The sequence below is a fragment of the Saccharopolyspora flava genome (assembly GCF_900116135.1).
Taxonomy (GTDB): domain Bacteria; phylum Actinomycetota; class Actinomycetes; order Mycobacteriales; family Pseudonocardiaceae; genus Saccharopolyspora; species Saccharopolyspora flava.
In genome coordinates this window covers 274,497-297,798 of record NZ_FOZX01000004.1, presented here as the reverse complement: position 1 = coordinate 297,798, position 23,302 = coordinate 274,497, and the positions used below count along the sequence as shown (strand labels likewise).

General features: G+C 71.8%; 23 protein-coding genes. 17 read left to right on the top strand and 6 right to left on the bottom strand.

Annotated features, from left to right (window positions below; translation table 11 throughout):
* The first annotated feature begins 18 nt into the window (after positions 1-18).
* The 6 genes from BM424_RS14775 to BM424_RS14750 are packed head-to-tail and all read left to right on the top strand — an operon-like array spanning position 19 to position 5,480.
* Positions 19-981 (top strand): Gfo/Idh/MocA family oxidoreductase, encoded by a 963-nt coding sequence (locus BM424_RS14775; RefSeq protein ID WP_093417742.1) that lies wholly within the window; start codon positions 19-21, stop codon positions 979-981.
* Positions 971-1,810: a sugar phosphate isomerase/epimerase family protein gene (locus BM424_RS14770; RefSeq protein WP_093417740.1), complete on the top strand. Its 840-nt coding sequence runs from the start codon at positions 971-973 to the stop codon at positions 1,808-1,810. Before BM424_RS14775 ends, BM424_RS14770 begins: the two co-directional genes overlap by 11 nt.
* A complete protein-coding gene (locus BM424_RS14765; protein ID WP_093418258.1) occupies positions 1,810-3,093 on the top strand; it encodes a M20/M25/M40 family metallo-hydrolase in 1,284 nt (427 codons plus the stop codon). The genes BM424_RS14770 and BM424_RS14765 overlap by 1 nt, the downstream gene beginning before the upstream one ends.
* Positions 3,065-4,132 (top strand): Ldh family oxidoreductase, encoded by a 1,068-nt coding sequence (locus tag BM424_RS14760; RefSeq protein ID WP_093417737.1) that lies wholly within the window; start codon positions 3,065-3,067, stop codon positions 4,130-4,132. The genes BM424_RS14765 and BM424_RS14760 overlap by 29 nt, the downstream gene beginning before the upstream one ends.
* Positions 4,132-5,019, top strand: a complete 888-nt coding sequence (locus BM424_RS14755) for a Gfo/Idh/MocA family protein (RefSeq protein ID WP_093417734.1) — start codon at positions 4,132-4,134, stop codon at positions 5,017-5,019. Before BM424_RS14760 ends, BM424_RS14755 begins: the two co-directional genes overlap by 1 nt.
* Complete coding sequence (locus BM424_RS14750) at positions 5,016-5,480, top strand: DUF6917 domain-containing protein (protein ID WP_217649709.1); 465 nt, start codon at positions 5,016-5,018, stop codon at positions 5,478-5,480. Before BM424_RS14755 ends, BM424_RS14750 begins: the two co-directional genes overlap by 4 nt.
* Here BM424_RS14750 and BM424_RS14745 read toward each other — a convergent pair.
* A complete protein-coding gene (locus tag BM424_RS14745; protein ID WP_175548099.1) occupies positions 5,418-5,729 on the bottom strand; it encodes a UDP binding domain-containing protein in 312 nt (103 codons plus the stop codon). The genes BM424_RS14750 and BM424_RS14745 overlap by 63 nt on opposite strands.
* Positions 5,730-5,971: 242 nt before the next feature.
* Here BM424_RS14745 and BM424_RS14740 point away from each other — a divergent pair, with 242 nt between their 5' ends.
* Together BM424_RS14740 and BM424_RS14735 are read left to right on the top strand one after the other, a co-directional pair.
* Positions 5,972-6,280, top strand: a complete 309-nt coding sequence (locus tag BM424_RS14740; protein ID WP_093417729.1) for a hypothetical protein — start codon at positions 5,972-5,974, stop codon at positions 6,278-6,280.
* A gap of 96 nt (positions 6,281-6,376) precedes the next feature.
* The gene (locus BM424_RS14735) at positions 6,377-6,568 is read left to right on the top strand and encodes a hypothetical protein (protein ID WP_093417727.1); all 192 of its coding nucleotides are present in this window, start codon (positions 6,377-6,379) and stop codon (positions 6,566-6,568) included.
* A 77-nt stretch (positions 6,569-6,645) separates the two neighbouring features.
* Here BM424_RS14735 and BM424_RS14730 read toward each other — a convergent pair whose 3' ends face one another.
* Together BM424_RS14730 and BM424_RS14725 are read right to left on the bottom strand one after the other, a co-directional pair.
* Positions 6,646-7,569, bottom strand: coding sequence for a zinc-dependent alcohol dehydrogenase family protein (locus BM424_RS14730; RefSeq protein WP_425442021.1), 924 nt, complete (start codon positions 7,567-7,569; stop codon positions 6,646-6,648).
* Between the two features lie 87 nt (positions 7,570-7,656).
* Positions 7,657-8,517 carry a helix-turn-helix transcriptional regulator gene (locus tag BM424_RS14725; protein WP_093418255.1) on the bottom strand — a complete coding sequence of 287 codons (861 nt, stop codon included), beginning with the start codon at positions 8,515-8,517 and terminating at the stop codon, positions 7,657-7,659.
* Between the two features lie 130 nt (positions 8,518-8,647).
* Here BM424_RS14725 and BM424_RS14720 point away from each other — a divergent pair, with 130 nt between their 5' ends.
* From BM424_RS14720 to BM424_RS14690, 7 genes are read left to right on the top strand one after another with little or no spacing between them, the layout of a single operon-like run.
* Positions 8,648-9,439, top strand: a complete 792-nt coding sequence (locus tag BM424_RS14720; protein ID WP_093417724.1) for a TIGR03084 family metal-binding protein — start codon at positions 8,648-8,650, stop codon at positions 9,437-9,439.
* Entirely contained in the window at positions 9,436-11,148 is a 1,713-nt protein-coding gene (locus BM424_RS14715; RefSeq protein WP_093417720.1) for an acyclic terpene utilization AtuA family protein, read from the top strand. Before BM424_RS14720 ends, BM424_RS14715 begins: the two co-directional genes overlap by 4 nt.
* On the top strand, positions 11,145-12,293 hold the full coding sequence (locus tag BM424_RS14710; protein WP_093417717.1) for an acyl-CoA dehydrogenase family protein: 1,149 nt from the start codon (positions 11,145-11,147) through the stop codon (positions 12,291-12,293). Before BM424_RS14715 ends, BM424_RS14710 begins: the two co-directional genes overlap by 4 nt.
* On the top strand, positions 12,290-13,888 hold the full coding sequence (locus BM424_RS14705) for an acyl-CoA carboxylase subunit beta (RefSeq protein ID WP_093417715.1): 1,599 nt from the start codon (positions 12,290-12,292) through the stop codon (positions 13,886-13,888). The genes BM424_RS14710 and BM424_RS14705 overlap by 4 nt, the downstream gene beginning before the upstream one ends.
* Before the next feature lie 11 nt (positions 13,889-13,899).
* Entirely contained in the window at positions 13,900-15,891 is a 1,992-nt protein-coding gene (locus BM424_RS14700) for an ATP-binding protein (protein WP_093418251.1), read from the top strand.
* Positions 15,888-17,048, top strand: coding sequence for an acyl-CoA dehydrogenase family protein (locus BM424_RS14695; protein ID WP_093417712.1), 1,161 nt, complete (start codon positions 15,888-15,890; stop codon positions 17,046-17,048). Before BM424_RS14700 ends, BM424_RS14695 begins: the two co-directional genes overlap by 4 nt.
* Positions 17,049-17,062: 14 nt before the next feature.
* Entirely contained in the window at positions 17,063-17,665 is a 603-nt protein-coding gene (locus BM424_RS14690; RefSeq protein ID WP_093417710.1) for a TetR/AcrR family transcriptional regulator, read from the top strand.
* Between the two features lie 66 nt (positions 17,666-17,731).
* Here the strand turns inward: BM424_RS14690 and BM424_RS14685 are convergent, their stop codons facing one another.
* The 3 genes from BM424_RS14685 to BM424_RS14675 form a co-directional block, all read right to left on the bottom strand.
* Positions 17,732-18,190: a L,D-transpeptidase gene (locus BM424_RS14685; RefSeq protein ID WP_093417707.1), complete on the bottom strand. Its 459-nt coding sequence runs from the start codon at positions 18,188-18,190 to the stop codon at positions 17,732-17,734.
* A 159-nt stretch (positions 18,191-18,349) separates the two neighbouring features.
* Positions 18,350-19,387, bottom strand: a complete 1,038-nt coding sequence (locus BM424_RS14680) for a C40 family peptidase (RefSeq protein WP_093417705.1) — start codon at positions 19,385-19,387, stop codon at positions 18,350-18,352.
* Between the two features lie 237 nt (positions 19,388-19,624).
* Positions 19,625-20,677, bottom strand: coding sequence for a C40 family peptidase (locus tag BM424_RS14675; RefSeq protein WP_093417702.1), 1,053 nt, complete (start codon positions 20,675-20,677; stop codon positions 19,625-19,627).
* A 592-nt stretch (positions 20,678-21,269) separates the two neighbouring features.
* On the opposite strand from BM424_RS14675, the gene BM424_RS14670 reads away from it, so the two are divergent.
* Both BM424_RS14670 and BM424_RS14665 read left to right on the top strand, forming a co-directional pair.
* On the top strand, positions 21,270-22,274 hold the full coding sequence (locus BM424_RS14670; RefSeq protein WP_093417699.1) for a chitinase: 1,005 nt from the start codon (positions 21,270-21,272) through the stop codon (positions 22,272-22,274).
* Between the two features lie 17 nt (positions 22,275-22,291).
* A complete protein-coding gene (locus tag BM424_RS14665; RefSeq protein ID WP_093417697.1) occupies positions 22,292-23,272 on the top strand; it encodes a chitinase in 981 nt (326 codons plus the stop codon).
* The last annotated feature ends 30 nt before the right edge of the window (positions 23,273-23,302 follow it).

Sequence of the window (23,302 nt, the reverse complement as noted above, 5' to 3'; positions counted from 1 at the left end):
CACAGAGGACGTCGTGCGATGCTGCAACCATTCGTGATCGGGCTCGGCCGCGCCGGTTCCGGCCTGCACCTGCGGGTGCTGGCGCAGGCGCGCGAGGTCGCGCCGGGGCTGTTCGCCGACGGGCCCGTGGTGGCCTGCGACCCCGACGTGCGACGGCACCGGCCGGACGTGACGCTCGTCGACTCGATCGGAGCCGCCGCGGCGAGCCTCGACCCGCACCGCACCGTCGTGCACGTCTGCACCCCGCCGCAGGGGCGCGCCGGGCTCCTCGCGGAGCTCGCCGAGCACGGCTTCCGGCGCGTCATCGCCGAGAAGCCGCTGGCCACGAGCCTGGAGGAGCTCGCGGCGATCGAGACCATCCGCGACCGGCACGACATGGACATCGCGGTGGTGAGCCACTGGCTGGAGTCCCGGCTCACCGAGCACCTGATCGGGCTGGTGGCCCGCGGCGGACTGCGTTCGGTGACCTTCGACCAGGACAAGCCGCGGTTCACGCGTTCCTGCGCGACCACCGGCCACCCGACCGCGTTCGACGTCGAGCTGCCGCACTCACTGGGCGTGGTGCTGCGGCTGGCCGGTGCCGCCGAGCTCGCCGAGGCCGAGTGCGCCGACATGCGCGTCGCCGACACGGTGCTGCCGCGGCTCGGCAGCGCCCGGCTCGTCCTCGACCACGCCGGGGGCGTGCGCAGCGAGATCCGGTCGGACCTGACCGCGCCCATCCGGCGCCGCCGGATCAGCCTCGAACTCGATTCCGGCACCGTCGTCGGCCACTACCCGATCGGCGCCGACGACGACCACGCTCAGCTGGAGATCAACGGCCGCCGGGTGGTCTTCCGCGACGACGCGCTGACCCGCTGGATGGTGCGCGCCTACGTCCACCACCACCGGCCCGCGGGCGAGCACGGCACGTTCGACCTGCACGCCGACATCATCCGCCTGCTCACCGCCGCCAAGGAGAGGACGCTCGCGCATGCACGCTGATCAGCTCGCCGGAATCGGGGACGAGGCCGCCGCGTCGCTGCCGGACCAGATCGCCGCGATCACCGCGCTCGGCTGGCCGGGCATCGAGCTGCGCAGCGTCGACGGGGTGCCGCTGGCCGACCTGGACTCCTCGCGCTTCCAGCGGGTGCGCCGCGCGGTCGCGGGAGCGGGCCTGCGGGTGGTGTGCCTGGACTCGCGGATCGGCAACTGGGCGCGCCCGATCACCGCACCACCGGACGCCGACCTGCGGGAACTCGACGTGCTGGCCGATCGGTGCGCGGCGCTGGGCACCCGCTACGTCCGGATCATGTCCTACCTCCCCGACGGTCTCGGCGAGACCGAGTGGCGGGAGCGGGTGCTGGAGCGCATCGCGCTGCTGGGCGATCGCGCGGCCCGGCACGGCGTGGTGCTGCTGCACGAGAACTGCTCGGGCTGGGCGGGTTCCGACCCGGAGCGGATGCTCCGGCTGGTCGACGCCGGCGGCCCGTGCCTGCGGCTGCTGTTCGACGTGGGCAACGGGATCGAGCACGGCTACGACGCCTTCGAGGTCCTGCAGCGGGTCCTGCCGCACGTCGAGCACGTGCACGTCAAGGACGCCGTCGGCGGCCCCGGCCGCGCCGAGTACGTGCTGCCCGGCGACGGCGACGCCCGCGTGCACGACTGCCTGCGGCTGCTGCTGGACCACGGCTACCGGGGTGCGCTGTCGCTGGAACCGCACCTGGTGACCCGGCCGCACGAGGGCGTGGCCGGCTCCGATCCCGAACCGTTCCTGCGGGCCGGGCGGCGGCTGGAGGGGTTGCTGCGCACCGCACCGACCGGTGTCGCGTGATGCTGTTCTCCGACGCCGACTGCGCCCTGCTGCTGGAGCTGCTGGAGCTGCCCACCGTCAGCCCGCTGGAGACCGCCGAGGAGCCGCGGCTGTGGCAGGCCCAGCGCCGCTACGCCCGCGCGGCCGAGGACCTGGGGTTCCGGGTGCTGCACCACGGCCCGCCCGATCCGGGCGTGCTCGACCGCGACGACGTGCCCGAGACCGTGCGGAGCGCGGGACCGGGTTTCCTCGACGCGCAGCCGAGCCTGCTGCTGCGGCGGGGTCCGGAACTGCCGCGATCCGAGACGGTGATGTTCAACGTGCACCTGGACACCGTCGCCGGGCTCGAACCCGTCGCCCTGCGCGACGGGAGCTTCACCGGACGCGGCGCGATCGACGCGAAAGGCCCTGCGGTGGCACTCCTCTCGGGAATCCGGGACGCGCTTCCCGCGCTGGGCGAGGACGTGTCGGTGCTGCTGCAGGTCGTCTCCGGCGAGGAGGGCGGGGCGATGGGCACCTACGGCACCCGGCCGCTGGTCGAGCAGGGCCACGTGGGGCGGCTCAACATCTGCTGCGAACCCACCGGCCTGCGCTACCTGCCGCGCTCGACTGCGTCGATGACCGCGCGGGTGCGGGTGGACGGGCAGGGCTCGATCGACGACCGGCCCGACGCCGGGCACAACGCGACCGCGCTGCTCGGGTTCCTCGCCCAGCACCTGGCGTCGCGGCTGGACACCACCGACCGGCCCGGGCGGCTCTGCGTCGCCGGGCTGCGCACCGGCGACCTGCACAACCGCGTCTACGGGTCCGGGCAGCTGCTGCTCAACCTCTCCTACGCCACCACGGCCGAGGGCGCGGCCGCCGAGAAGGCGCTGCAGCGCGCGGTCGAGGACGGCGTCGCGGAGTTCCGGGAGCGCTTCGCCGGCAGCCGGGAGTTCGCCCGCACCGCCCGCGACGCCGCCGCCATCACCCACCTGGACTGGGTCAAGCGCGGCCTGCCGTGCCTGGACGACGCCGATCCGTGGGCCGAGGGCCTGCTGGAACGCGCGGGCGCGGCGCGCTGGCCCGACGACGAGCCGTCCTTCACCTGCGACGCGATCTGGCTGCACGACCTGCCCGGCTGCTTCACCGCCGTGCTCGGCCCGGGTCGCCTCGACACCAACCACGCCCACGCCGACGGCGAGCACGCCGACCGCGCGGAGCTGGAGGAGTTCGCCGCCGTCGTCTCGGCGCTGCTCACCGAGTTCGCGCGGCACCGCACCGGAGAGGAACACGATGCACCCGACCACCACGACGTCCCCTGACACGACGACCGTCCCGCACGAACGCCTGCACGGCCTGGTCGCCGAGCGGTTCCGCGCGCACGGCGTGCCCGAACGGCGCGCCGACCTGGCCGCCTCGGCGCTGTGCCACGGCGACCTGTGCGGGTTCGACTCGCACGGCGTGTTCAACCTGCCCCGCCTGTACCTGCCGCTGCTGGAGTCCGGCCGCGCCGACCCCGCCGCCGAGCCGGTCGTGCGCGCCGAGCTGGGGGCCTGCGCGACGGTCGACGCCGGTCGCGCGCTGGGCCTGTGGGCCGCGGCGGAGCTGATGGACGACGCGATCGCCCGCGCCCGCGAGCACGGCGTCGGGCTGGTGTCGGTGCGCGGTGCGACGCACTTCGGGTGCGCCGGGTTCCACGCGGCCCGCGCCGCCGAGCAGGGCATGATCGGTGTCGTCGCGAGCAACTGCGGCGGTCAGCGCATCGCCCGGCCCCCGCTGGGCGCGGTCCCGCTGCTGGGCACCAACCCGCTGGCGGTGTCGGCGCCCGCCCTGCCCGGGCACCCGTTCCTGCTGGACATGAGCACGACCGTGGTGCCCACCGGCAAGGTGCGGGTCGCCGCGGGCGACGGCGCGGCGATCCCGGAGGGCTGGCTGGCCGACGATTCCGGCGCGGCGGTGACCGATCCGAGCGCCTTCGACGGCGGCACCGCGCACCTGCGCTGGCTGGGCGGCGACCCGGACACGGGCGCCCACAAGGGTTTCGGACTCGGTCTGGTCGTGGAACTGCTGGCCGCGCTGCTGTCCGGGTCGGCGCTGGGCCCCACCCCGGAGGCCGTGCTGGGCGACGCGGGACGCGACGACGACATCGGCTACTTCCTGCTGGCGATCGACGCCGAACGGCTGCGCCCCGGTTTCGCCGAGGCGGCGCGGACGATGTTCGGCGCGGTCCTCGACTGCCCGCCGGAAGGCCGGGTGCACTACCCGGGCTGGCAGGAGGCCGAGCGCGCGAACCAGCGGCGCCGCGACGGCGTCCCGGTCCGGACCCGGCTGCTGGCCGAGCTCGGCGAGGTGGCCGGCTGATGCGCGTGGCCATCGTCGGGCTGGGCGCGATCTCGGCCTACTACCTGGCGGCCGTCGAAGCCCGGGGCTGGGAGCTCGCCGCGGTCTGCGACCTGCGACCGGAGAAGCTGCGCGAGTTCGCCCCGCACGTCGGGCGGTTCACCGACCACCGGGCGCTGCTGGACTCGGTCGAGCTGGACGGACTCATCGTCACCGCCCCCAACGACGCGCACGCCGCGATCTGCCGGGACGCGCTGCGCCGGGAAGTCCCGGTGTGCGTGGAGAAACCGCTCGCCGTGTCCCTCGACGACGCGCGGGAACTCGTGGACCTCTCGGCCCGCTCCGGTGTGCCGCTGCTGACCTCGTTCCACCGCCGCTACAACGACAACGTGCGCCGGCTGCACGCCGAGGTCACCGCGCGCGGCGGTGCGGCGGCGCTGCGGGTGCGCTACCTGGAGCGCATCGAGGAACACCTCGGCGGCGACACCTGGTACCTCGACCCGGCGCGCTGCGGCGGCGGGTGCGTCGCCGACAACGGGCCGAACGCGTTCGACCTGGTCCGCCTGTTCCTCGGCGACGTCGACCTGGTGCACGCGGTGGTCAAGCACGAGGGCGGCACCGACCGCCAGGCCGTGATCGAGCTCGAATCGGCCGCGGGAGTCCCGGCGGTCGTGGAGCTGGACTGGTCGCATCCCGGCGAGACCAAGGACGTCGAGGTGCTGCTGACCGACGGCACGCGGCTGCGCGCCGACATGCTGGCCGGCCACCCCGGTTTCAAGAACTCGCTGTGGCACGAGTACCACGGCGTGCTCGACGACTTCGAGACCGCCGGGACCGATCCCGGCGGACTGGCCGCGCTGCGGCTGGTCCACGACACCTACCGGTTCTGCCAGGAGGGAACGCGGTGAACCCCGAGGAAGACGGTCCGAAGAGGACGCTGCGGGCTCGCGTGGTCAAGGTCCTGGTGCACCACCGCGCCGAGCGCGGGATGTCGCTGGAGCCGCACGCGAGCCGCTGCGTCCGCGCCGGTGACGTGCACGAGCTGGTCACCACCGATCACACCGACACGGCCGAGGGCGCCCGCATCGACCGGGTCGCGTTCCTCGGCTTCGCCGAGTTCGACCGGGGCGGCGTGCTGGACCGGGGTGACGAGGTGTGGTTCGGGGATCGCCGGATCGGCACCGTGCTCGGCTTCGACGCCTGCCACTTCCCGAACCACTACAACGTCCTCATCCACGCCGAAACCCCGCTCAGCGGCGCGGATCTCCAGCTGCGACCGGAGGCCCGGCTGAGCTTCGGCCAGCCGCTAGAGGTGGCGGATGTTCTCCCCGGCCAGCTTGCCCCGGGTGTCGAGCAGCAGGCACCGTGAGGCGACGAGGCGGACCGGGTCGTAGCAGGCGTGGTCCTGCAGCAGGATGGCCAGGTCCGCCTCGCGCAGGCCGTCCTCGACGCGCTCGACCCGGTCCAGTTCCCGTTCGCCGACGGCGAATTCGGGCACGTTCGGGTCGTGGTAGACGACGTCCGCCCCGGACTTGAGCAGGCCGGAGGCCACCGGCAGCGCGGGCGTCTCGCGGGTGTCGGCGATGTTCGGCTTGTAGCTCGCGCCGAGCAGCAGCACGCGAGCGCCCTCGACGGCGATCCCCGCGTGCTCCAGCAGCCGCTCGGCGCGGTGCCGTCTCGGGAAGCTCCTCGATCGGATTCCGAAAACCCTTGCCGCGAAGCGCTATCCACATCAACGAGTGCGCATGCTCGATGCGCTCGATCGTGCGACTCGGACTGCTGCGCCCGGATGTTCGTGCTGACATCGAACCGAAGGACGTCGAGGTCCTTCATCCACCAGAACTAAGGAGTTCCATCACCATGCTGTCCCAGTTCGGCAAGAAGTCCGCCGTCGCCGGTGCCGCCGCAGCCCTCGTCGCCGCCCCGCTGCTCGGCGCCCTGACCGCTCAGGCCGCCCCCTCCCCCGCGCCCGAGGACACCAAGGCGCTGCTGTCCTGCGACCTGTCCGGAACGGCCGAGTTCGCCCCGGCGCTGTCGGCGAACCCGCTCGGCGAGCAGACCCAGATGAAGGTCGAGGGCTCGGCCAAGAACTGCGCACCGGCCGGACGCGAGGCAGCCGACGTGCAGAGCGCGACCTTCAGCGGCGACCTCTCCGGCACGATGTCGTGAACCTCGCTGCCGCGCGACGTCGGCGGCGACGTCGACATCACCTGGAAGTTCAAGGACGGCAGCACCAAGACCAGCAAGGCCAACTTCGCCCTTAACATGGAGGGCGACCTGACCAAGCCCGGCCAGCCGGTCAACGGCGCGTTCGAGGGCAAGACCACCGACGGCGAGTTCGCCGACGCCCAGCACAAGGGCACCGGCACGTTCGACATGGCCTCCGCCGCGGGCGGCTGCCTGGCCGGTGGCCTGTCCTCGCTCGACTTCCAGGGCAAGTACGAGCTGAGCAAGTGACCTCCTGACACGGCAGGTCCCCCACGCAACGAGGGGCGGGGCAACGAAGCCCCGCCCCTCGTCGTGCACCGAGCGGATCAGCGCATCTCGACGACGATCTTGCCGAAGGGCCCCCGATCGAGGGCGTCGAAGGCCGCGGGCAGCTCGGCCAGCGGGTAACGGCTGTCGATCACCGGCCTGAGCCCGGTGGTGCGCACCGCTCTGACCAGGTCGCGCAGCGCGCGACGGTGACCGGTGGCGATCCCGTGGACGGTCACGTCCTTGAGCAGCAGCGGCATGAGCGGAGCGGAGAACTCGAACCCCTCCAGCGAACCGATCTGGTGCACGTGCCCGCCGACGGCCACCGCGTTCACGGCCTTGCCGAGGTGCGCCCCGCCGACGATCTCCAGCACGTGGTCGGCACCCCGATCACCGGTGATCTCGTAGACCGATTCGACGAGGTCGGCTTCGTGGCGGTCGATGACGTGGTCGGCCCCCAGATCCCGCGCACGGGCGATCTTCGCCGCGCTGCCGGAAACGATGACCTCGGCGCCGTGCGCCTTGGCGATCTGCAGGGCGAACAGCGAAACCCCGCCGGTTCCCTCGACGAGCACCACCTCACCGGGCCGCACCCGGCCGCGCTCGACGAGGGCGAACCAGGCGGTCAACCCGGCGCACGGCAAGGTGGCGGCTTCGGCGTGGCTCAGCGAAGGCGGCGCGTGCACGAACCAGCCCGCCGGGAAGGCGACGTGCTCGGCGAGCACGCCCGGGTAGTACCCGCCGAGCGTCCGGTACGCGGGGGTGCGGGCGTCGCCGGGGCGCAGGCCGTCGGTCCAGTCCGGGGTGAACGTGGAGATCACGTGATCGCCGAGATCGAACCCCGTGACCCCCTCGCCCAGCGCCACGACGGTGCCGGACAGATCCGAACCCGGGGTGAACGGAAACGCCAGCGGTAGCCCCCGGCCGCTCTCGGTGACCATCTTGTCGCGGTAGTTGAGCGCGACGGCCCCGACCTCGACCAGCAGCTCACCAGGGAGCCGGTTCCGGAACCGGAACCTCCCTGAGCTCCAGGCTGTCTCGGCCGATCTCGTTCATCTGCCAGCGGCGCATCATCGCTCTTCCTCGTGCGGAGGACGGTTCTCCCCGTCCCGGTGTCGGGTCATCCCGGCCAGCTGCCGCAACGAGCGCTCCGCGGGCGAGCCCGGGTCGGCGGAGAACAGGTAGAGGGTCTGCCCAGGGGATCCGATGACGGCGAACGAGTGGTAGTTGACCGCGATCTCCCCGACGAACGGGTTGTTGTAGTGCTTGAGCCCGTCGGTGCGGACGTGCACGTCGTGCCGCGCCCAGATCTCGCGGAACTCCTCGCTCCGCGCCGAGAGCTCGCCGACGAGCTCGATCAGGCGCGGGTCGTCGGCGTCGGCGGTGGCCCGGACGCTGGCCACCACTCCGCGGGCGACGGTGTCGCGGTCCCGGTAGAGGTCGCGGGCGACCGGGTCGAGGAAGATGTCCCGCATCAGGTTGCGTCCGGGGGTGAAGCCCTCGTTGAGCAACGTCGCGAGCTCGTTGGCGGCGAGCACGTCGCGGTGCCGACCGATGACCGCTGCGGGTTGCTCGGTCCACGCCTCGACCATGCGCTTGAGCTCCGGGCGGATCGTCTCCGGTTCCGGCACCCGTCGGCGGCCGACGGGTGGCGCTTCGGCGAGCACGTGCAGGTGCGCGGTCATCACCTCGTCGAGCTGCAACGCCCGGGCGAGGGCGTCGAGCACGGCGGGTGACGGATTGCGGTTCCGCCCCTGTTCCAACCGCGCGTAGTAGTGCGGGCTCACCCCGGAGAGGAAGGCGACCTCCTCCCTCCGCAGCCCCGGCACCCGCCGTTCCCGGTGGTCCGGCAACCGCACCGTGCCGGGATCGACGACTCCGCGCCGAGCGCGCAGGAACGCCCCCAGCGAATTCGAGCTCTCCTCAACCACGAAACCCACGGTATGCGCACTTCAAGGCCCGTGCCGCGCCCTCCGAGTGCTACCCGGGCAGCCGGCTCGCCCCGAGAAAATCAATCAAGCGTGCTTGATTTTTCTTGGTGTCGGGCCCACGCTGGTCGGCATGGCCAACGTGGGCGCTCTGCTGGACGACCTGTGCGCGGAAGGCGATGAGCTCGACGAGCTCGTCACCGGACTAGACGAGGCGAGGTGGGCGCTCGCCACGCCCGCCGAGGGGTGGACGATCGCGCACCAGATCGCCCACCTGGCCTGGACCGATGACGTGGCGCTGCTGTCGGCGACCGATCCCGACGGCTTCGCGGCCGTCGTCGAGAAGGCGATGCGGGACCCGTTCGGGTTCGTCGACGCCGCGGCCGCCGAGCGGGCCCGGGCCCGGCCCGCCGACCTGCTGTCGACCTGGCGGCTCGGCCGCGCCCGACTCGCCGAAGCCCTGCGCGGCGTCGAGGACGGGCGCAAGCTCGCCTGGTTCGGGCCGCCGATGAGCGTCGCCTCGATGGCCACCGCGCGGTTGATGGAGACCTGGGCGCACGGCCAGGACGTCGCCGACGCCCTCGGCGTCACCCGCGCGCCCACCGCGCGGCTGCGCCACGTCGCGCACATCGGCGTGCGCACCCGCGACTTCGCCTACGCCACCCACGGCCAGAACCCGCCCGCCGAGGAGTTCCGCGTCGAGCTCGTCGGCCCCGGCGGCGAGGCGTGGGAGTGGGGACCGGCCGAGGCCGCGCAGCGGATCTCCGCGCCCGCGCTGGACTTCTGCCTGCTGGTCACCCAGCGGCGGCACCCGGACGACCTCGCGATCGAGACCACCGGTGAGGACGCGGCGCACTGGCTGACCATCGCGCAGGCCTTCGCCGGCGCACCCGGCAAGGGCAGGAAGGCGGGCCAGCACTCATGATCGGCAGCGATCCCGACCTGCTGCGCGTCGGCAACTGCTCCGGTTTCTACGGCGACCGGTTCTCGGCGATGCGCGAGATGCTCACCGGCGGCGAGCTGGACGTGCTCACCGGCGACTACCTCGCCGAGCTGACCATGCTCATCCTCGGCCGCGACCGGCTCAAGGACCCCGATCTGGGGTACGCCAAGACGTTCCTGCGCCAGCTGGAGGACTGCCTCGGTCTCGCCGCCGAGCGCGGCGTGCGGATCGTGGCCAACGCCGGCGGTGCGAACCCGGCGGGCCTGGCCGACCGGATCCGGGAGCTCACCGCGCGGCTCGGCCTGGACGTCTCGGTCGCCCACGTCGAGGGCGACGACCTCACCGCGCGCGCCGCCGAGCTCGATCTCGGCTCTCCCCTGGTCGCCAACGCCTACCTGGGCTGCTGGGGGATCGTGGAGTGCCTGAACTCCGGTGCCGACGTGGTGGTCACCGGCCGGGTCACCGACGCCTCGGTCATCGTCGGACCCGCCGCGGCGCACTTCGGCTGGCAGCGAACGGATTTCGACGCGCTGGCCGGAGCGGTCGCGGCCGGGCACGTCATCGAGTGCGGGACGCAGGCCACCGGCGGCAACTACTCGTTCTTCACCGAGATCGCCGACCTGACCCGCCCCGGCTTCCCCATCGCCGAGCTGCGGCGCGACGGTTCCAGCGCGATCACCAAGCACCCGGGCACGGGCGGCGCGGTCACCGTCGACACCGTGACGGCGCAGCTGATGTACGAGATCCAGGACGAGCGCTACGCCGGACCCGACGTCACCACCCGGCTCGACACCATCGAGGTCGTCCAGGACGGCGAGGACCGGGTGCTGCTGCGCGGCACGCGCGGCGAGGCACCGCCGCCGCAGCTGAAGGTCTCGCTGAACACCCTCGGCGGGTTCCGCAACGAGATGGACTTCGTGCTCACCGGTCTCGACATCGAGGCCAAGGCCGAGCTCGCCCGGCGCCAGCTCGAAGCCGGGCTCCCCCGGCGTCCCGCCGAGCTGACCTGGACGCTGTCGCGGCTGGACCGGCCCGACGCCGACACCGAGGAGACCGCGAGCGCGATCCTGCGCTGCGTGGTGCGCGATTCCGACCAGGACGTGGTGGGCCGCGCATTCTCCAACGTCGCGGTCGAGATGGCCCTGGCCAGCTACCCGGGCTTCAGCCTCACCGGGGTCCCGGGCAAGGCCTCCCCCTACGGCGTGTTCACCGCGGGCCACGTCGACCCGGCCGAGGTCCCGCACGTCGCGGTCCTGCCCGACGGACGACGGGTCGACGTCCCTCCCGCGTCCGGGGTGGGGGAAGTTCTCATGAAAACTTCCCCCACCCCACCACGGGAACCAGAACCACTGCCGGGACCCACCCGCCGGGTCCCCCTGGGGACGTTCGTCGCGGCGCGCAGCGGGGACAAGGGCGGCAACGCCAACATCGGCGTGTGGGTGCGCACCGAGCAGCAGTGGCGCTGGCTCGCGCACGCGCTCACCGTCGAGAAGCTGCGCGAACTGCTGCCGGAGGCCGCCGAGCTGCCGATCACCCGCACGACGCTGCCAAACCTGCGGGCGCTGAACTTCGTCGTCGAGGGCATCCTCGGCGACGGCGCGGCGTCCCAGGCCCGGTTCGACCCGCAGGCCAAGGGACTCGGCGAATGGCTCCGGTCCCGGCACATCGACATCCCGGAGGCGCTGCTGTGAACCCGTGGGACACCGACGAGCGGCGGGGGTTGCGCGAGACCGCGCGGCGCTTCACCGAGAACGAGATCCTGCCGCACCAGGACGAGTGGGAGCGCGCGGGCTCGTTACCGCGCTCCCTGCACGAGAAAGCCGGAGCCCTGGGGCTTCTCGGCGCGGCGCTGCCGGTGGAGGCCGGCGGGGGCGGCGGCGACCTCATCGACGCCGCGGTCATCGCCGAGGAGATGCACCACGCGGGCGTCTCCGGCGGCACCTTCGCCTCGCTGTTCGCCTGCGGCATCGCCGTGCCGCACATGGCCGCCGCCGGTGATCCCGGCCAGATCGAGCGCTGGGTGAAGCCCACGCTGGCCGGACGGCTGATCGGATCGCTGGCCATCACCGAACCCGGCGGCGGGTCCGACGTGGGGCACCTGCGCACCCGCGCCGACCGCGACGGCGACCACTACGTCGTCAACGGCGCCAAGACCTTCATCACCTCCGGCTGCCGCGCCGACTACGTCGTCACCGCCGTGCGCACCGGCGACGACGGCGCGGGCGGGGTGTCGCTGCTGGTGATCGAGAAGGGCACGCCCGGTTTCACCGTCTCCCGCAAGCTGGAGAAGATGGGGTGGCACGCCTCCGACACCGCCGAGCTGGCCTTCACCGACGCCCGCGTCCCGGTCGAGAACCTGGTGGGTCCGGAGAACTCCGGGTTCCTGCAGATCGCCCAGGCGTTCCTCAGCGAACGCCTGTCGCTGGCGGTGCAGGCCTACGCCGGGGCGCAGCGCTGCCTGGACCTGGCCGAGCAGTGGTGCCGCGACCGCGAGACCTTCGGCCGCGCGCTGATCACCCGGCAGGCCGTGCAGAACACGCTCACCGAGATGGCCCGCAAGATCGACGTCGCCCGCGTCTACACCCGGCGGCTGGCCGAGCGCGCGGTCGCCGGTGAGCAGGACCTGACCGTCGAGGTGTGCTTCGCCAAGAACACCGCCGTGGAGGCCGGGGAGTGGGTGGCGCACCAGGCGCTGCAGCTGTTCGGCGGGCTCGGCTACATGCGCGAGTCCGAGGTCGAGCGCCAGTACCGGGACATGCGCATCCTCGGCATCGGCGGCGGCACCACCGAGATCATGACCGGACTGGCGGCGAACCGATTGGGGTATCGAGCGTGACGATCGTGAAGTCCGCAGTGGACACGAGTTCCGGCGAGTACGCCGACGCCGCGAAGGCGATGGTCGACAAGATCGCCGAGGTCGACGAGGCGCACGCCACCGCGCTGGCCGGCGGCGGCCCGTCGAAGGTCGAACGGCACCGCAAGCGCGGCAAGCTCACCGCGCGCGAGCGCATCGAGCTGCTCGTCGACGAGGACTCGCCGTTCCTGGAGCTGTGCCCGCTGGCCGCCTGGGGCAGCGACTTCCAGGTCGGCGCCTCGGTGGTCACCGGCATCGGCGTCGTGGAGGGCGTCGAGTGCATGATCGTGGCCAACGACCCGACCGTGCGCGGCGGCACCTCCAACCCGTGGACGCTGCGCAAGTCGTTGCGCGCCAACGAGATCGCCGAGAAGAACCGGCTGCCGGTGATCTCGCTGGTGGAGTCCGGTGGCGCCGACCTGCCCACGCAGAAGGAGGTGTTCATCCCGGGCGGCGCGCTGTTCCGCGACCTCACGCGGCTCTCCGCGCAGGGGATCCCGACGATCGCGCTGGTCTTCGGCAACTCCACGGCCGGCGGCGCCTACATCCCCGGCATGTCGGACCACACGGTGATGGTCAAGGAGCGCTCGAAGGTGTTCCTGGGCGGGCCGCCGCTGGTGAAGATGGCCACCGGGGAGGACGCCGACGACGAGTCCCTGGGCGGCGCCGACATGCACGCCACCACCTCCGGTCTGGCCGACCACTTCGCGGTCGACGAGCCGGACGCGCTGCGGCTGGGCCGCTCCATCGTCAAGCGCCTGAACTGGCGCAAGAAGGGCCCGGCCCCGCGCGCCGAGGTGCGCGAACCGCGCCACTCCCCCGAGGAGCTGCTGGGCGTGGTGCCCGCGGACCTGAAGGTGCCGTTCAACCCGCGCGAGGTGATCGCCCGCGTCGTCGACGACTCCGACTTCGACGAGTTCAAACCGCGCTACGGCTCCAGCCTGGTGACCGGGTGGGCGGAACTGCACGGCTACCCCGTCGGCATCCTCGCCAACGCGCGCGGCGTGCTGTTCTCCGAGGAGTCGCAGAAGGCCACGCAGTTCATCCAGCTGGCCAACCGCGCCGAGACCCCGCTGCTGTTCCTGCACAACACCACCGGCTACATGGTGGGCGCCGAGTACGAGCAGGGCGGCATCATCAAGCACGGCGCGATGATGATCAACGCGGTGTCCAACAGCAAGGTCCCGCACATCTCGCTGCTCATGGGCTCCTCCTACGGCGCCGGGCACTACGGCATGTGCGGGCGCGCCTACGACCCGAGGTTCCTGTTCTCCTGGCCCAGCGCGAAATCCGCGGTGATGGGACCCGCGCAGCTGGCCGGGGTCATCTCGATCGTCGGCCGCGCCGCCGCCGAGGCCAAGGGCCAGCCGTTCGACGAGGCCGGTGACGCCGCGATGCGGGAAGCGGTGGAGAACCAGATCGAAGCCGAGTCGCTGCCGATGTTCCTGTCCGGACGGCTCTACGACGACGGCGTCATCGACCCGCGCGACACCCGCACGGTGCTGGGAATGTGCCTGTCGGCCATCCACAACGCCCCGATCGAAGGCGCCGAGAACTTCGGCGTCTTCCGGATGTGAGGTCCGAAGCGATGATCACCAACGTTCTGGTCGCCAATCGCGGTGAGATCGCCCGGCGGGTGTTCGCCACCGCGCGCCGCATGGGCCTGTCCACCACCGCCGTGTTCTCCGACCCCGACGCGGGCGCGCCGCACGCCGCCGAGGCCGACGCGGCCCTGCGCCTGCCCGGCGACACCCCGGCCGAGACCTACCTGCGGGCCGAACGGCTCGTGCAGGCGGCGCGGGCGGCCGGGGCCGACGCCGTGCACCCCGGCTACGGGTTCCTGTCCGAGAACGCCGCCTTCGCCCAAGCCGTTTCCGACGCCGGGCTGACCTGGGTGGGCCCGCCGGTCAAGGCCATCGAGTCGATGGGCTCGAAGGTCGAGGCCAAGGCGCTGATGGCCGACGCCGGGGTGCCGGTGCTCGCCGAGCTCGACCCGTCCTCGGTCGCCGAGTCCGACCTGCCGGTGCTCATCAAGGCCTCCGCCGGCGGCGGCGGTCGCGGGATGCGGGTCGTGCGGGACCTGGCCGAGCTGCCCGGGCAGATCGAGGCCGCGCGCCGCGAAGCCGAGTCCGCCTTCGGCGATCCGACGGTGTTCTGCGAGCGCTACCTGGAGACCGGTCGCCACATCGAGGTGCAGGTCCTGGCCGATCGGCACGGGACGGTGTGGGCGCTGGGCGAGCGGGAGTGCTCGATCCAGCGCAGGCACCAGAAGGTCGTCGAGGAAGCCCCGTCGCCGCTGGTGGAGCGCACCCCGGGGATGCGGGAGCGGCTGTTCGAGGCGGCGCGGCTGGCGGCCTCGGCCATCGGCTACGAGGGCGCGGGAACCGTGGAGTTCCTGGCCGACGAGCGGGGCGAGTTCTTCTTCCTGGAGATGAACACCCGGCTGCAGGTGGAGCACCCGGTCACCGAGAACACCACCGGTCTCGACCTGGTGCGGCTGCAGCTGCAGATCGCCGACGGCCACGCCCTGCCCGCCGAACCCCCTGCCTCCCGAGGGCATTCGATCGAGGTGCGGCTCTACGCCGAGGACCCCGCCCAGGACTGGCGGCCGCAGAGCGGAACCCTGCGGCGGATCGAGATCCCCGGCGCCGCAGCCGAGTTCGCGGCGCTGGACTCCCCGGGGATCCGGCTGGACTCCGGTGTCACCGACGGCGACGCGGTGAGCATCCACTACGACCCGATGCTGGCCAAGGTCATCTCCCGCGGCGACACCCGCGAAGAGGCGGCGCGGCTGCTGGCCGCGAGCCTGTCCCGGGCGAAGATCCACGGCCTGGTCACCAACCGCGACCTGCTGGTGCGCGTGCTGCGGCACCCGGCGTTCCTGGCCGGGGACACCGACACCGCGTTCTTCGACCGGCACGGCCTGGGCGCCCTGGCGCGGCCGCTGGCCACCGACGACGCCGTCGCGCTGTCGGCGGTGGCCGCCGCGATGGCCGCCGCGGCCGAGAACCGCCGCACCGCAGGGGTTCTCGGCGGACTCCCGTCGGGCTGGCGGAACCTGCCGTCGACGCCGCAGACCAAGACCTACACCTGCGGTGATCGCGAGATCGAGGTGTCCTACCTCGCCAAGCGCACCGGTGCCGAGATCGCCGACCACCCCGGGCTGGTGGTCGTGGAGGCCACCCCGTCGCGCGTGGTGCTGGACGTGCCCGGCGAGCACGGGGCGCTGCGGCGGAGCTTCGACGTCGCCCGGTACGGCGAGCACGTCCACGTCGACTCCCCGCTGGGCCCGGTCGCGCTGGTGCGCACCCCGCGCTTCACCGACCCGGCCGAGCGCGTCAGCGAGGGATCGCTGCTGGCACCGATGCCCGGCAAGGTCATCCGGCTGGCCGCGGCCCCCGGCGAGGCGGTCACCGCGGGACAGCCGCTGCTGTGGCTGGAGGCGATGAAGATGGAGCACACCGTCGCCGCTCCGACCGACGGCGTCCTCGCCGAGCTCAACGTCACCGCGGGTCAGCAGGTCGAGGTGGGAACCGTGCTGGCCGTGGTCGACTCCCCCGACACCGAGGAGAAGGCATGAGCTTCATCGAGACCGACGAGCAGAAGGAGCTGCGCGCCTCCGTCGCCAAGCTCGCCCAGCGCTACAACCACGTCGACTACGTGCTGCCCAAGGCGCGTGCGCACGAGCCGCTGACCGAGCTCTGGAACGAGGCCGGGCAGCTCGGGTTCCTCGGCGTCAACATCCCCGAGGAGTACGGCGGGGGCGGTGCGGGCATCTACGAGCTCGCGCTGGTGCAGGAGGAGCTCGCCGCCCAGGGCGCGGGGCTGCTGCTGGTCGTGGTCTCCCCCGCGATCTGCGGCACGATCATCACCAAGTACGGCACGGCCGAGCAGAAGCAGCGCTGGCTGCCGGGACTCGCCGACGCCACCACCACGATGGTCTTCGCCATCACCGAACCGGACGCGGGCTCGAACTCGCACCACATCACCACCACCGCCCGCCGCGACGGCGCCGACTGGGTGCTGCAGGGCCAGAAGGTGTTCATCTCCGGTGTCGACCAGGCCGACGCGGTGCTGGTCGTGGCGCGCACCGAGGACTCCCGGACCGGCAAGCTCAAGCCCGCGCTGTTCATCGTGCCCACCGACGCGCCGAACTTCGTGGCGCAGCCGATGGAGATGGACATCATCGCCCCGGACCGCCAGTTCACGCTGTTCCTCGACGACGTCCGGCTGCCCGCCGACGCGCTGGTCGGCGAGGAGGACGCGGCGCTGATGCAGCTGTTCTCGGGCCTGAACCCGGAGCGCATCCTGGGCGCGGCGCTGGCCACCGGCATGGGCCGCTACGCGCTGGACCGGGCCGTGCAGTACGCCAACGAGCGCCAGGTGTGGAAGACCCCGATCGGCGCGCACCAGGGCATCGCGCACCCGCTGGCGCAGCACAAGATCGAGGTCGAACTGGCCAAGGTGATGATGCAGAAGGCCGCCACGCTCTACGACGCCGGGAAGGACATGGAGGCCGCCGAGGCGGCGAACATGGCCAAGTACGCCGCCGCCGAGGCCAGCATCGCCGCCCTCGACCGCGCCATCCAGACCCACGGCGGTTCGGGCCTGACCTCCGAGCACGGCCTCGCCGCGATGCTCGGAGCCGCCCGCATCGCGCGGGTCGCCCCGGTCAGCCGTGAAATGATCCTCAACTACGTCGCCCAGCACAGCCTGGGCCTGCCCAAGTCGTACTAGGGGGATCAGCGGTGATGAGGTCGCGTGAGCCGAAGCAGGATCGCAGTCGCGTGACGCGGCAGCGCTTGCTGGAGGCCACCATCGACTGCTTGGCGTCGCAGGGGTGGGACGCCACGACGGTCACGGCCGCCGCGCAGCGGGCGGGGGTGTCGCGGGGCGCCGCGCAGCACCACTTCCCGGCTCGCGAGGACCTCATCACCGCTGCTCTGGAGCACATGTTCGACGCGCGGATGGCCGAGATCCGCGCGGAGGGCACCCGGCTTCCCGAGGGGCCCGGCCGCACCGAGGCCGTGGTCGCGCGGGTGGTCGACTACTTCACCGGCGACCTGTTCAAGGCCGCCCTGCAGGTCTGGACGGCCGCCGCGGCGGACCCGTCGCTGCGGGAGCGGATCGTCCCGCTGGAGGCCAGGTTCGGGCGTTCGGTCCACCAGGTGGCGATCGAGATGCTCGGCGCCGACGACCGCGATCCCACCACCCGGCGCCTGGTGCAGGCCACCCTCGACATGGCGCGCGGCCTGGGCCTCGCCGACGTCCTCACCGACGACTCCACGCGCCGCGAGAACATCGTGGCCCAGTGGGCGAAAACCCTCGACGACGCCCTGCCGGCGACTTCCTGAGACGCGACAGGCCCGCGTCCCCGCCGGACTCGGACGGGATCACGGGCCTGCTCGGTCAGCGCTCGATCACGGCACGACCTGGACCTCGTCACCGACCTGGAGCTTGTCGAAGAACACCTCGGAGGACTTCTTCGACAGGTGGACGCAGCCCGCGGAGCGATCGGTGAGGCTGCCCTGGTGGAACGCGACGCCGGTGTTGGTGAAGAACACCGAGTTCGGCATCGGGGCGTCGAACTCGCGGCTGTGGTGGTCCTTGTCCTTCCACGTCACGTGGAAGGTGCCTGCGGGGGTGGGGGTGTCGGGGCGGCCGCCCAGCGCGGAGGCCTCGCCGTAGTAGACCTCGCCCGCGCGGATCAGCCAGGCGCGGTTGCGCGACAGGCTCACGCACGCGTGCGCGGTGGCGGTGCAGGGGGTGCCGGGAACCAGCTGCGGCTCCGGCGCCGGCTCGGCGGCGGCGCTCGCCGCACCGAGGGGCAGCACGGTGGCCGCCGCGGTCACCGACACCATCGCGATCCTGCTTAACATCCGTTCTCCCAACGTTCTCGGCCTCGGCCCGAACCCCAGTTCACGCGGGATGGGGACCTGGAACATGCCTCTTGGTGATCGAAGCAGCACACACTGTAGCGGAGGAGGTTTCGATCCGGTGACGAACGGCGGCAACACCACCCGAGGCGCGCAACCGGGTCAGCCCGCGACGCGGCGGACGCTGTGCACCTCGCCCATGTACTCGACCTCCTCGACCGTGACGTCCTGACCCTCGGTCGGGGCGTGCACGATCTTGCCGTTGCCGATGTAGATGCCGTCGTGGCTGGCGGAGCTGTAGAAGAAGACGATGTCGCCCGGCTTCATCTCCGACTGGGACACCGAGCGGCCCGCCGAGACCTGGGACCGCGTCGAGCTGGGCAGGTCGACACCGGCCTGCTTGTAGGCCCACTGCACCAGGCCCGAGCAGTCGAACTCCGACGGGCCCTTGGCGCCGAAGACGTACGGCGAGCCCTGCTTGCTCAGCGCCGCGTTCACCGCCTTGATCGCCGCACCGGACCCGGCGAGCTGGCCGACCGCGCTGGTCACCCCGGACAGCGCGTCCTTGTCCTTCTCGCTGAGCTCCTCGTACTGCTCCTTGACCTTGGCGACCTGCGCGTCCATGTCCTTCTTGCGGTTGGCGATGTCGCCTTCGAGCCGGGCCGCGTCGGCCTCGGCCCGCTCCGCTCCGGCGCGGGCCGCGTGGGCCTGCTGCTGCGCGCTCTCGGCGCGGTGGGTGGCGTCGGCGAAGGCGTGCACGGCCTCGTTGTTGTGCTGGGCCATCAGGTCCAGCGCGGCGGCGCGATCCAGGAACGCGTCCGGGGTTTCGCTGTCCAGGACGGCGCCGATCGAGTTCATCCGGGCGCCCTTGTAGGAGGCCTCGCTGAGCCGGTCGACCCGGCCCCGCAGCTGCTCCTCCTGCGCGTGCGCTCCCGCGGCGACCTTGTCGGCCTGCTGCGCCTCGGCGTTGAACCGGTCGAGATCGCGGCGCTTGGCCTCGTGATCGTCCTGCGCCTTCTTGTAGTCCTCGGTGAGGACCTCGGCCTGCCGGGACAGCTCGCGCAGCTTCTGCGCGGCCTGCGACGCCTCGCCGGACTCGGGCTGGGCCACCGCCGCCGGGGCGCCGCCGAGCATCGCGGTGGAGACGGCCGCGACCGCCAGCAGCGCGGTGCGCTTGGGGACGTGGTGCGCGTTCGACATGGGGCCGTTCACTCCTTCGAGCGGGACTGCGGCAGTGGGCGGTCACCCTAGATGCCCGCTCAACCGGAGGCCGGAACCGGCCAAATCCCCTCGATGAAGTCGTGCGCTGCGACAACGATCTCAACCGGCCGAAGTGGAGGGAGGCCCTCCGGCCATCCGCCGATCGTGATCCTTCGCACCGCCGCTCCCGGCTAACACCGGGCGGCGCCGCGACGACGTGCGCCCCGACGAACCAGGTCAGCCCGCGACGCGGCGGACGCTGTGCACCTCGCCCATGTACTTGACCTGCTCGACCATGACGTCCTGGCCCTCGGTGGGCGCGTGCACCATCTTGCCGTTGCCGATGTAGATGCCCACGTGGCTGGCCGAGGAGTAGAAGAAGATGAGGTCGCCGGGCTTCATCGACGACTGCGACACCTTGGTGCCCACCGACACCTGCGACTGCGTCGAGGCCGGCAGCGACACGCCCGCCTGCTTGTAGGCCCACTGCACCAGACCGGAGCAGTCGAACGAGCTGGGGCCCTTGGCGCCGAAGACGTACGGCGAGCCCTGCTTGCTCAGCGCCGCGTTGACCGCCTTGATCGCCACGCCGGAACCGAGCAGCGCGCCGACCTTGCTCTTCACGCCGGACAGCGCGTCCTTGTCCGAGTCGCTGAGCTCCTCGTAGGTCTCCTTGACCTTGGACACCTGGGCGTCCATGTCCTTCTTGCGGTTGGCGATGTCGCCTTCGAGCCGGGCCGCGTCGGCTTCGGCGCGCTGGGCCGCGGCGCGGGCGGTGTAGGCCTGCTGCCGGGCGCTCTCGGCGCGGTGGGTGGCGTCCGAGAGGGCGTGCACCGACCGGCTGTTGTGCTGCGACATGAGGTCGAGCGTGGAGGCGCGGTCCAGGAAGGCGTCCGGGCTCTCGGAGTTGAGGATCGCGGCGATGGAGTTCATCCGCGAGCCCTTGTAGGAGGCCTTGCTGAGCCGGTCGACCTGACCGCGCAGCTGCTCCTCCTGCGCGTGCGCGCCCGCGGCGACCTGGTCGGCCTGCTGCGCCTCGGCGTTGAACCGGTCGAGGTCACGGCGCTTGGCCTCGTGGTCGTCCTGCGCCTTCTTGTACTGCTCGGTGACCTCTTCGGCCTGCCGCGACAGGTCCCGCAGCTTCTGCGCCGCCTCGGAGGCGGACCCCGCCTGGTCGGGCTGCGCTCCGGCCGGGGAGGCGCCCAGCAGGGTCGACAGCGTTACGGTGGACAGAGCCGCTGCCGCCACCAGCGCCTTGCGCTTCGGCGTGTGCTTGGCGTAGTGCGTCATGGGGCCTCGTTCACTCCTTCTGCCAACGGCGCGGTGAGGAGGGCACCGTAGAACGCCCCCGCAGCGCGGGGAGAAGCGGACAACGACGCTCAAATCGGTTGCGAGTGAACGAATCCGGCATCGAATCCGGCCGAGAACGGGCATTTCCGCGCGGCTTTCGAACCTGCCCCGGAACGTGATCTTCGGCACCGTCCGATTCGGCTAACGCGCAGCACCCCCGGAACGACGTAGTGGAGAAGGCCTTCCGCGCAGCGCCCGCAACCGGGAAGAATCGGCGCAGACTGGGATTTTGCCACTTCCCCGAGAATGCGATCCCCCTGACGCGAAAATACCGCGACACATCCGCGCGAAATTGCGATGACCAGCCGAATCATTCCCCATCGCAGCCGCTTTCAACGCCGCGACCTCGACGATCACCGCTTCGCAGTTTCGCCAACATGGTCTAGACCCGTTGACACCGCACAGGCCGGACCATACGTTCTGCCGCGCTATCGGAATTCCACCTGACCGTTCTCCGGGGCCGAGCGCGCCGCGTTCCGGATCGATTCACGACCCGAGGATTCGCGACCGGGTCGTCCTGAGGGGAGACCCCGTGACGAGGAAACCGATCCGCTGGGCCGCGCTGGCGGCCGGACTGCTGATGCTGCCGATCGCCGGCGCCCTGACCGGGCAGGCCGCGCAGGCCGCGCCCGGCGATCTCAAGGCGGCTCCGTACTACATGCCGCTGGACAACAACCCGCAGGACATCGCCGAGGCGATCCAGTCCAGCGGGCAGAAGGACTACATCTTCGCCTTCGCCCTGGCGCCCTCCACCGATTCCTGCACGCCGACCTGGGACGGCAAGCCCGGTCAGGAGGTCGCCACCGACACCGCCGTGAAGGCCAAGGCCGACGCGGTGCGCGCCGCGGGCGGCAACCTGTCGGTGTCCTTCGGCGGCTACAACGGCATCGAGCTCGCCGCGGCCTGCGCCGACGCCACCGCGCTCGCCGATGCCTACCAGCAGGTGATCGACAAGTACGAGCTCAACCACATCGACCTCGACATCGAGGGCGACGACCTGGGCGACGTGCCCAACGAGACCAAGCGCTTCGAGGCCATCAAGATCCTCAAGGAGCGCAACGCCGACCTGCACGTCACCCTGACGCTGCCGATGACGACCGTCGGTCTCAACGAGGCGGGCAAGGCCGAGATCCAGCGCGCCAAGGACATGGGTGCCGAGATCGACCTGTTCAAGATCATGGACTTCGACTACGGCGGCCCCGGCCAGGACATGGCCAACAGCGCCATCTCCGTCGCCGAGGCCTTCCACCAGCAGCTGCGCCAGATCCACCCCGAGTTCGACGACGCCGCGGCCTACGCCCGCACCGGCGTGATCCTCATGAACGGCCACACCGACCAGCCGTCCGAGCTGTTCACCCCGGACACCTTCCGCGCGCTGCTCGACTACGCGAAGCAGAAGCAGATCGGCCGCCTCTCCTACTGGGCCCTCAACCGCGACCGCGTCTGCACCGAGCCCGGCGGCTGGGCCGACGGCAAGTGCAGCAGCGTCGAGCAGCAGCCCTACGAGTTCACCAAGATCATCGCCGAGTTCCAGTGATCCCCCGGAGAATCCTCATGCGCATCCCCCGCAAGATCGTGACCGCCCTCGTCGCCGGTTCGATGCTGCCCCTGGCGGCAGGATCCGCCCTGGCGCAGGACGCCCCCGCCCCGCTCGCCCCCGCCCCGGCCGAGATCAAGACCGCGCCCTACATCGACGTGATGCAGGAGAAGCCGACCCTCACCGAGGTCGCCGACGCCACCGGCCAGCAGCACTTCACGCTGGCCTTCGTGCTCGGCAGCGCCGCGGGCTGCACCCCGATGTGGGGCGGCGAGCGGGCCGTCGACGACCCGGCCATCAAGGGCCAGATCGACGAGCTGCGCGCGAAGGGCGGCGATGTCATCGTCGCCACCGGCGGCGCGATGGGCCCCTACCTGGAGAGCGTCTGCGGCAGCGCCGACGAGCTGCTGGGCGCCTACAAGGCGATCCTCGACGCGACCGGCGCCAACCACCTCGACGTCGACGTCGAGGCCAACATCCCGCAGGACCTCGTCAACGAGGCGCTGGCCAAGCTCCAGGCCGAGCGCGGCACCAAGATCAGCTACACGCTGCGGGTGCAGGCCGACGAGACCGGTCTCGACCCCTACTCGGTGCAGGTGTTGCAGAGCGCCGCCGCGCACGGCGTCGACGTGCTGGTCAACCCGATGACCATGGAGTTCGGTTCGCAGAAGCCCTGGGGCGACGCGGTGATCGCCGCCGCCGAGAGCACGCTGCGGCAGATGAAGGAGATCTGGCCGAACCTCAGCGACGCCGACCTCAGGGCCCGGCTGGGCGTGACGCCGATGATCGGCCGCAACTTCAACGGCAACATCTTCACCCAGGACGACGCGCGTCAGCTGCTGGACTGGGCCAACACCAACAAGATCGGCCTGCTGTCGTTCTGGTCGGCCGGCCGGGACAACGGTGACTGCCCGGGCGGCGCGGTGTCGCCGACCTGCAGCAGCATCGAGCAGCAGCCCTTCGAGTTCACCACCCTCTTCAAGGGCTTCGGCGCCTGACGCGCCGGTCGCGGTACCGGCGTTCCCGCG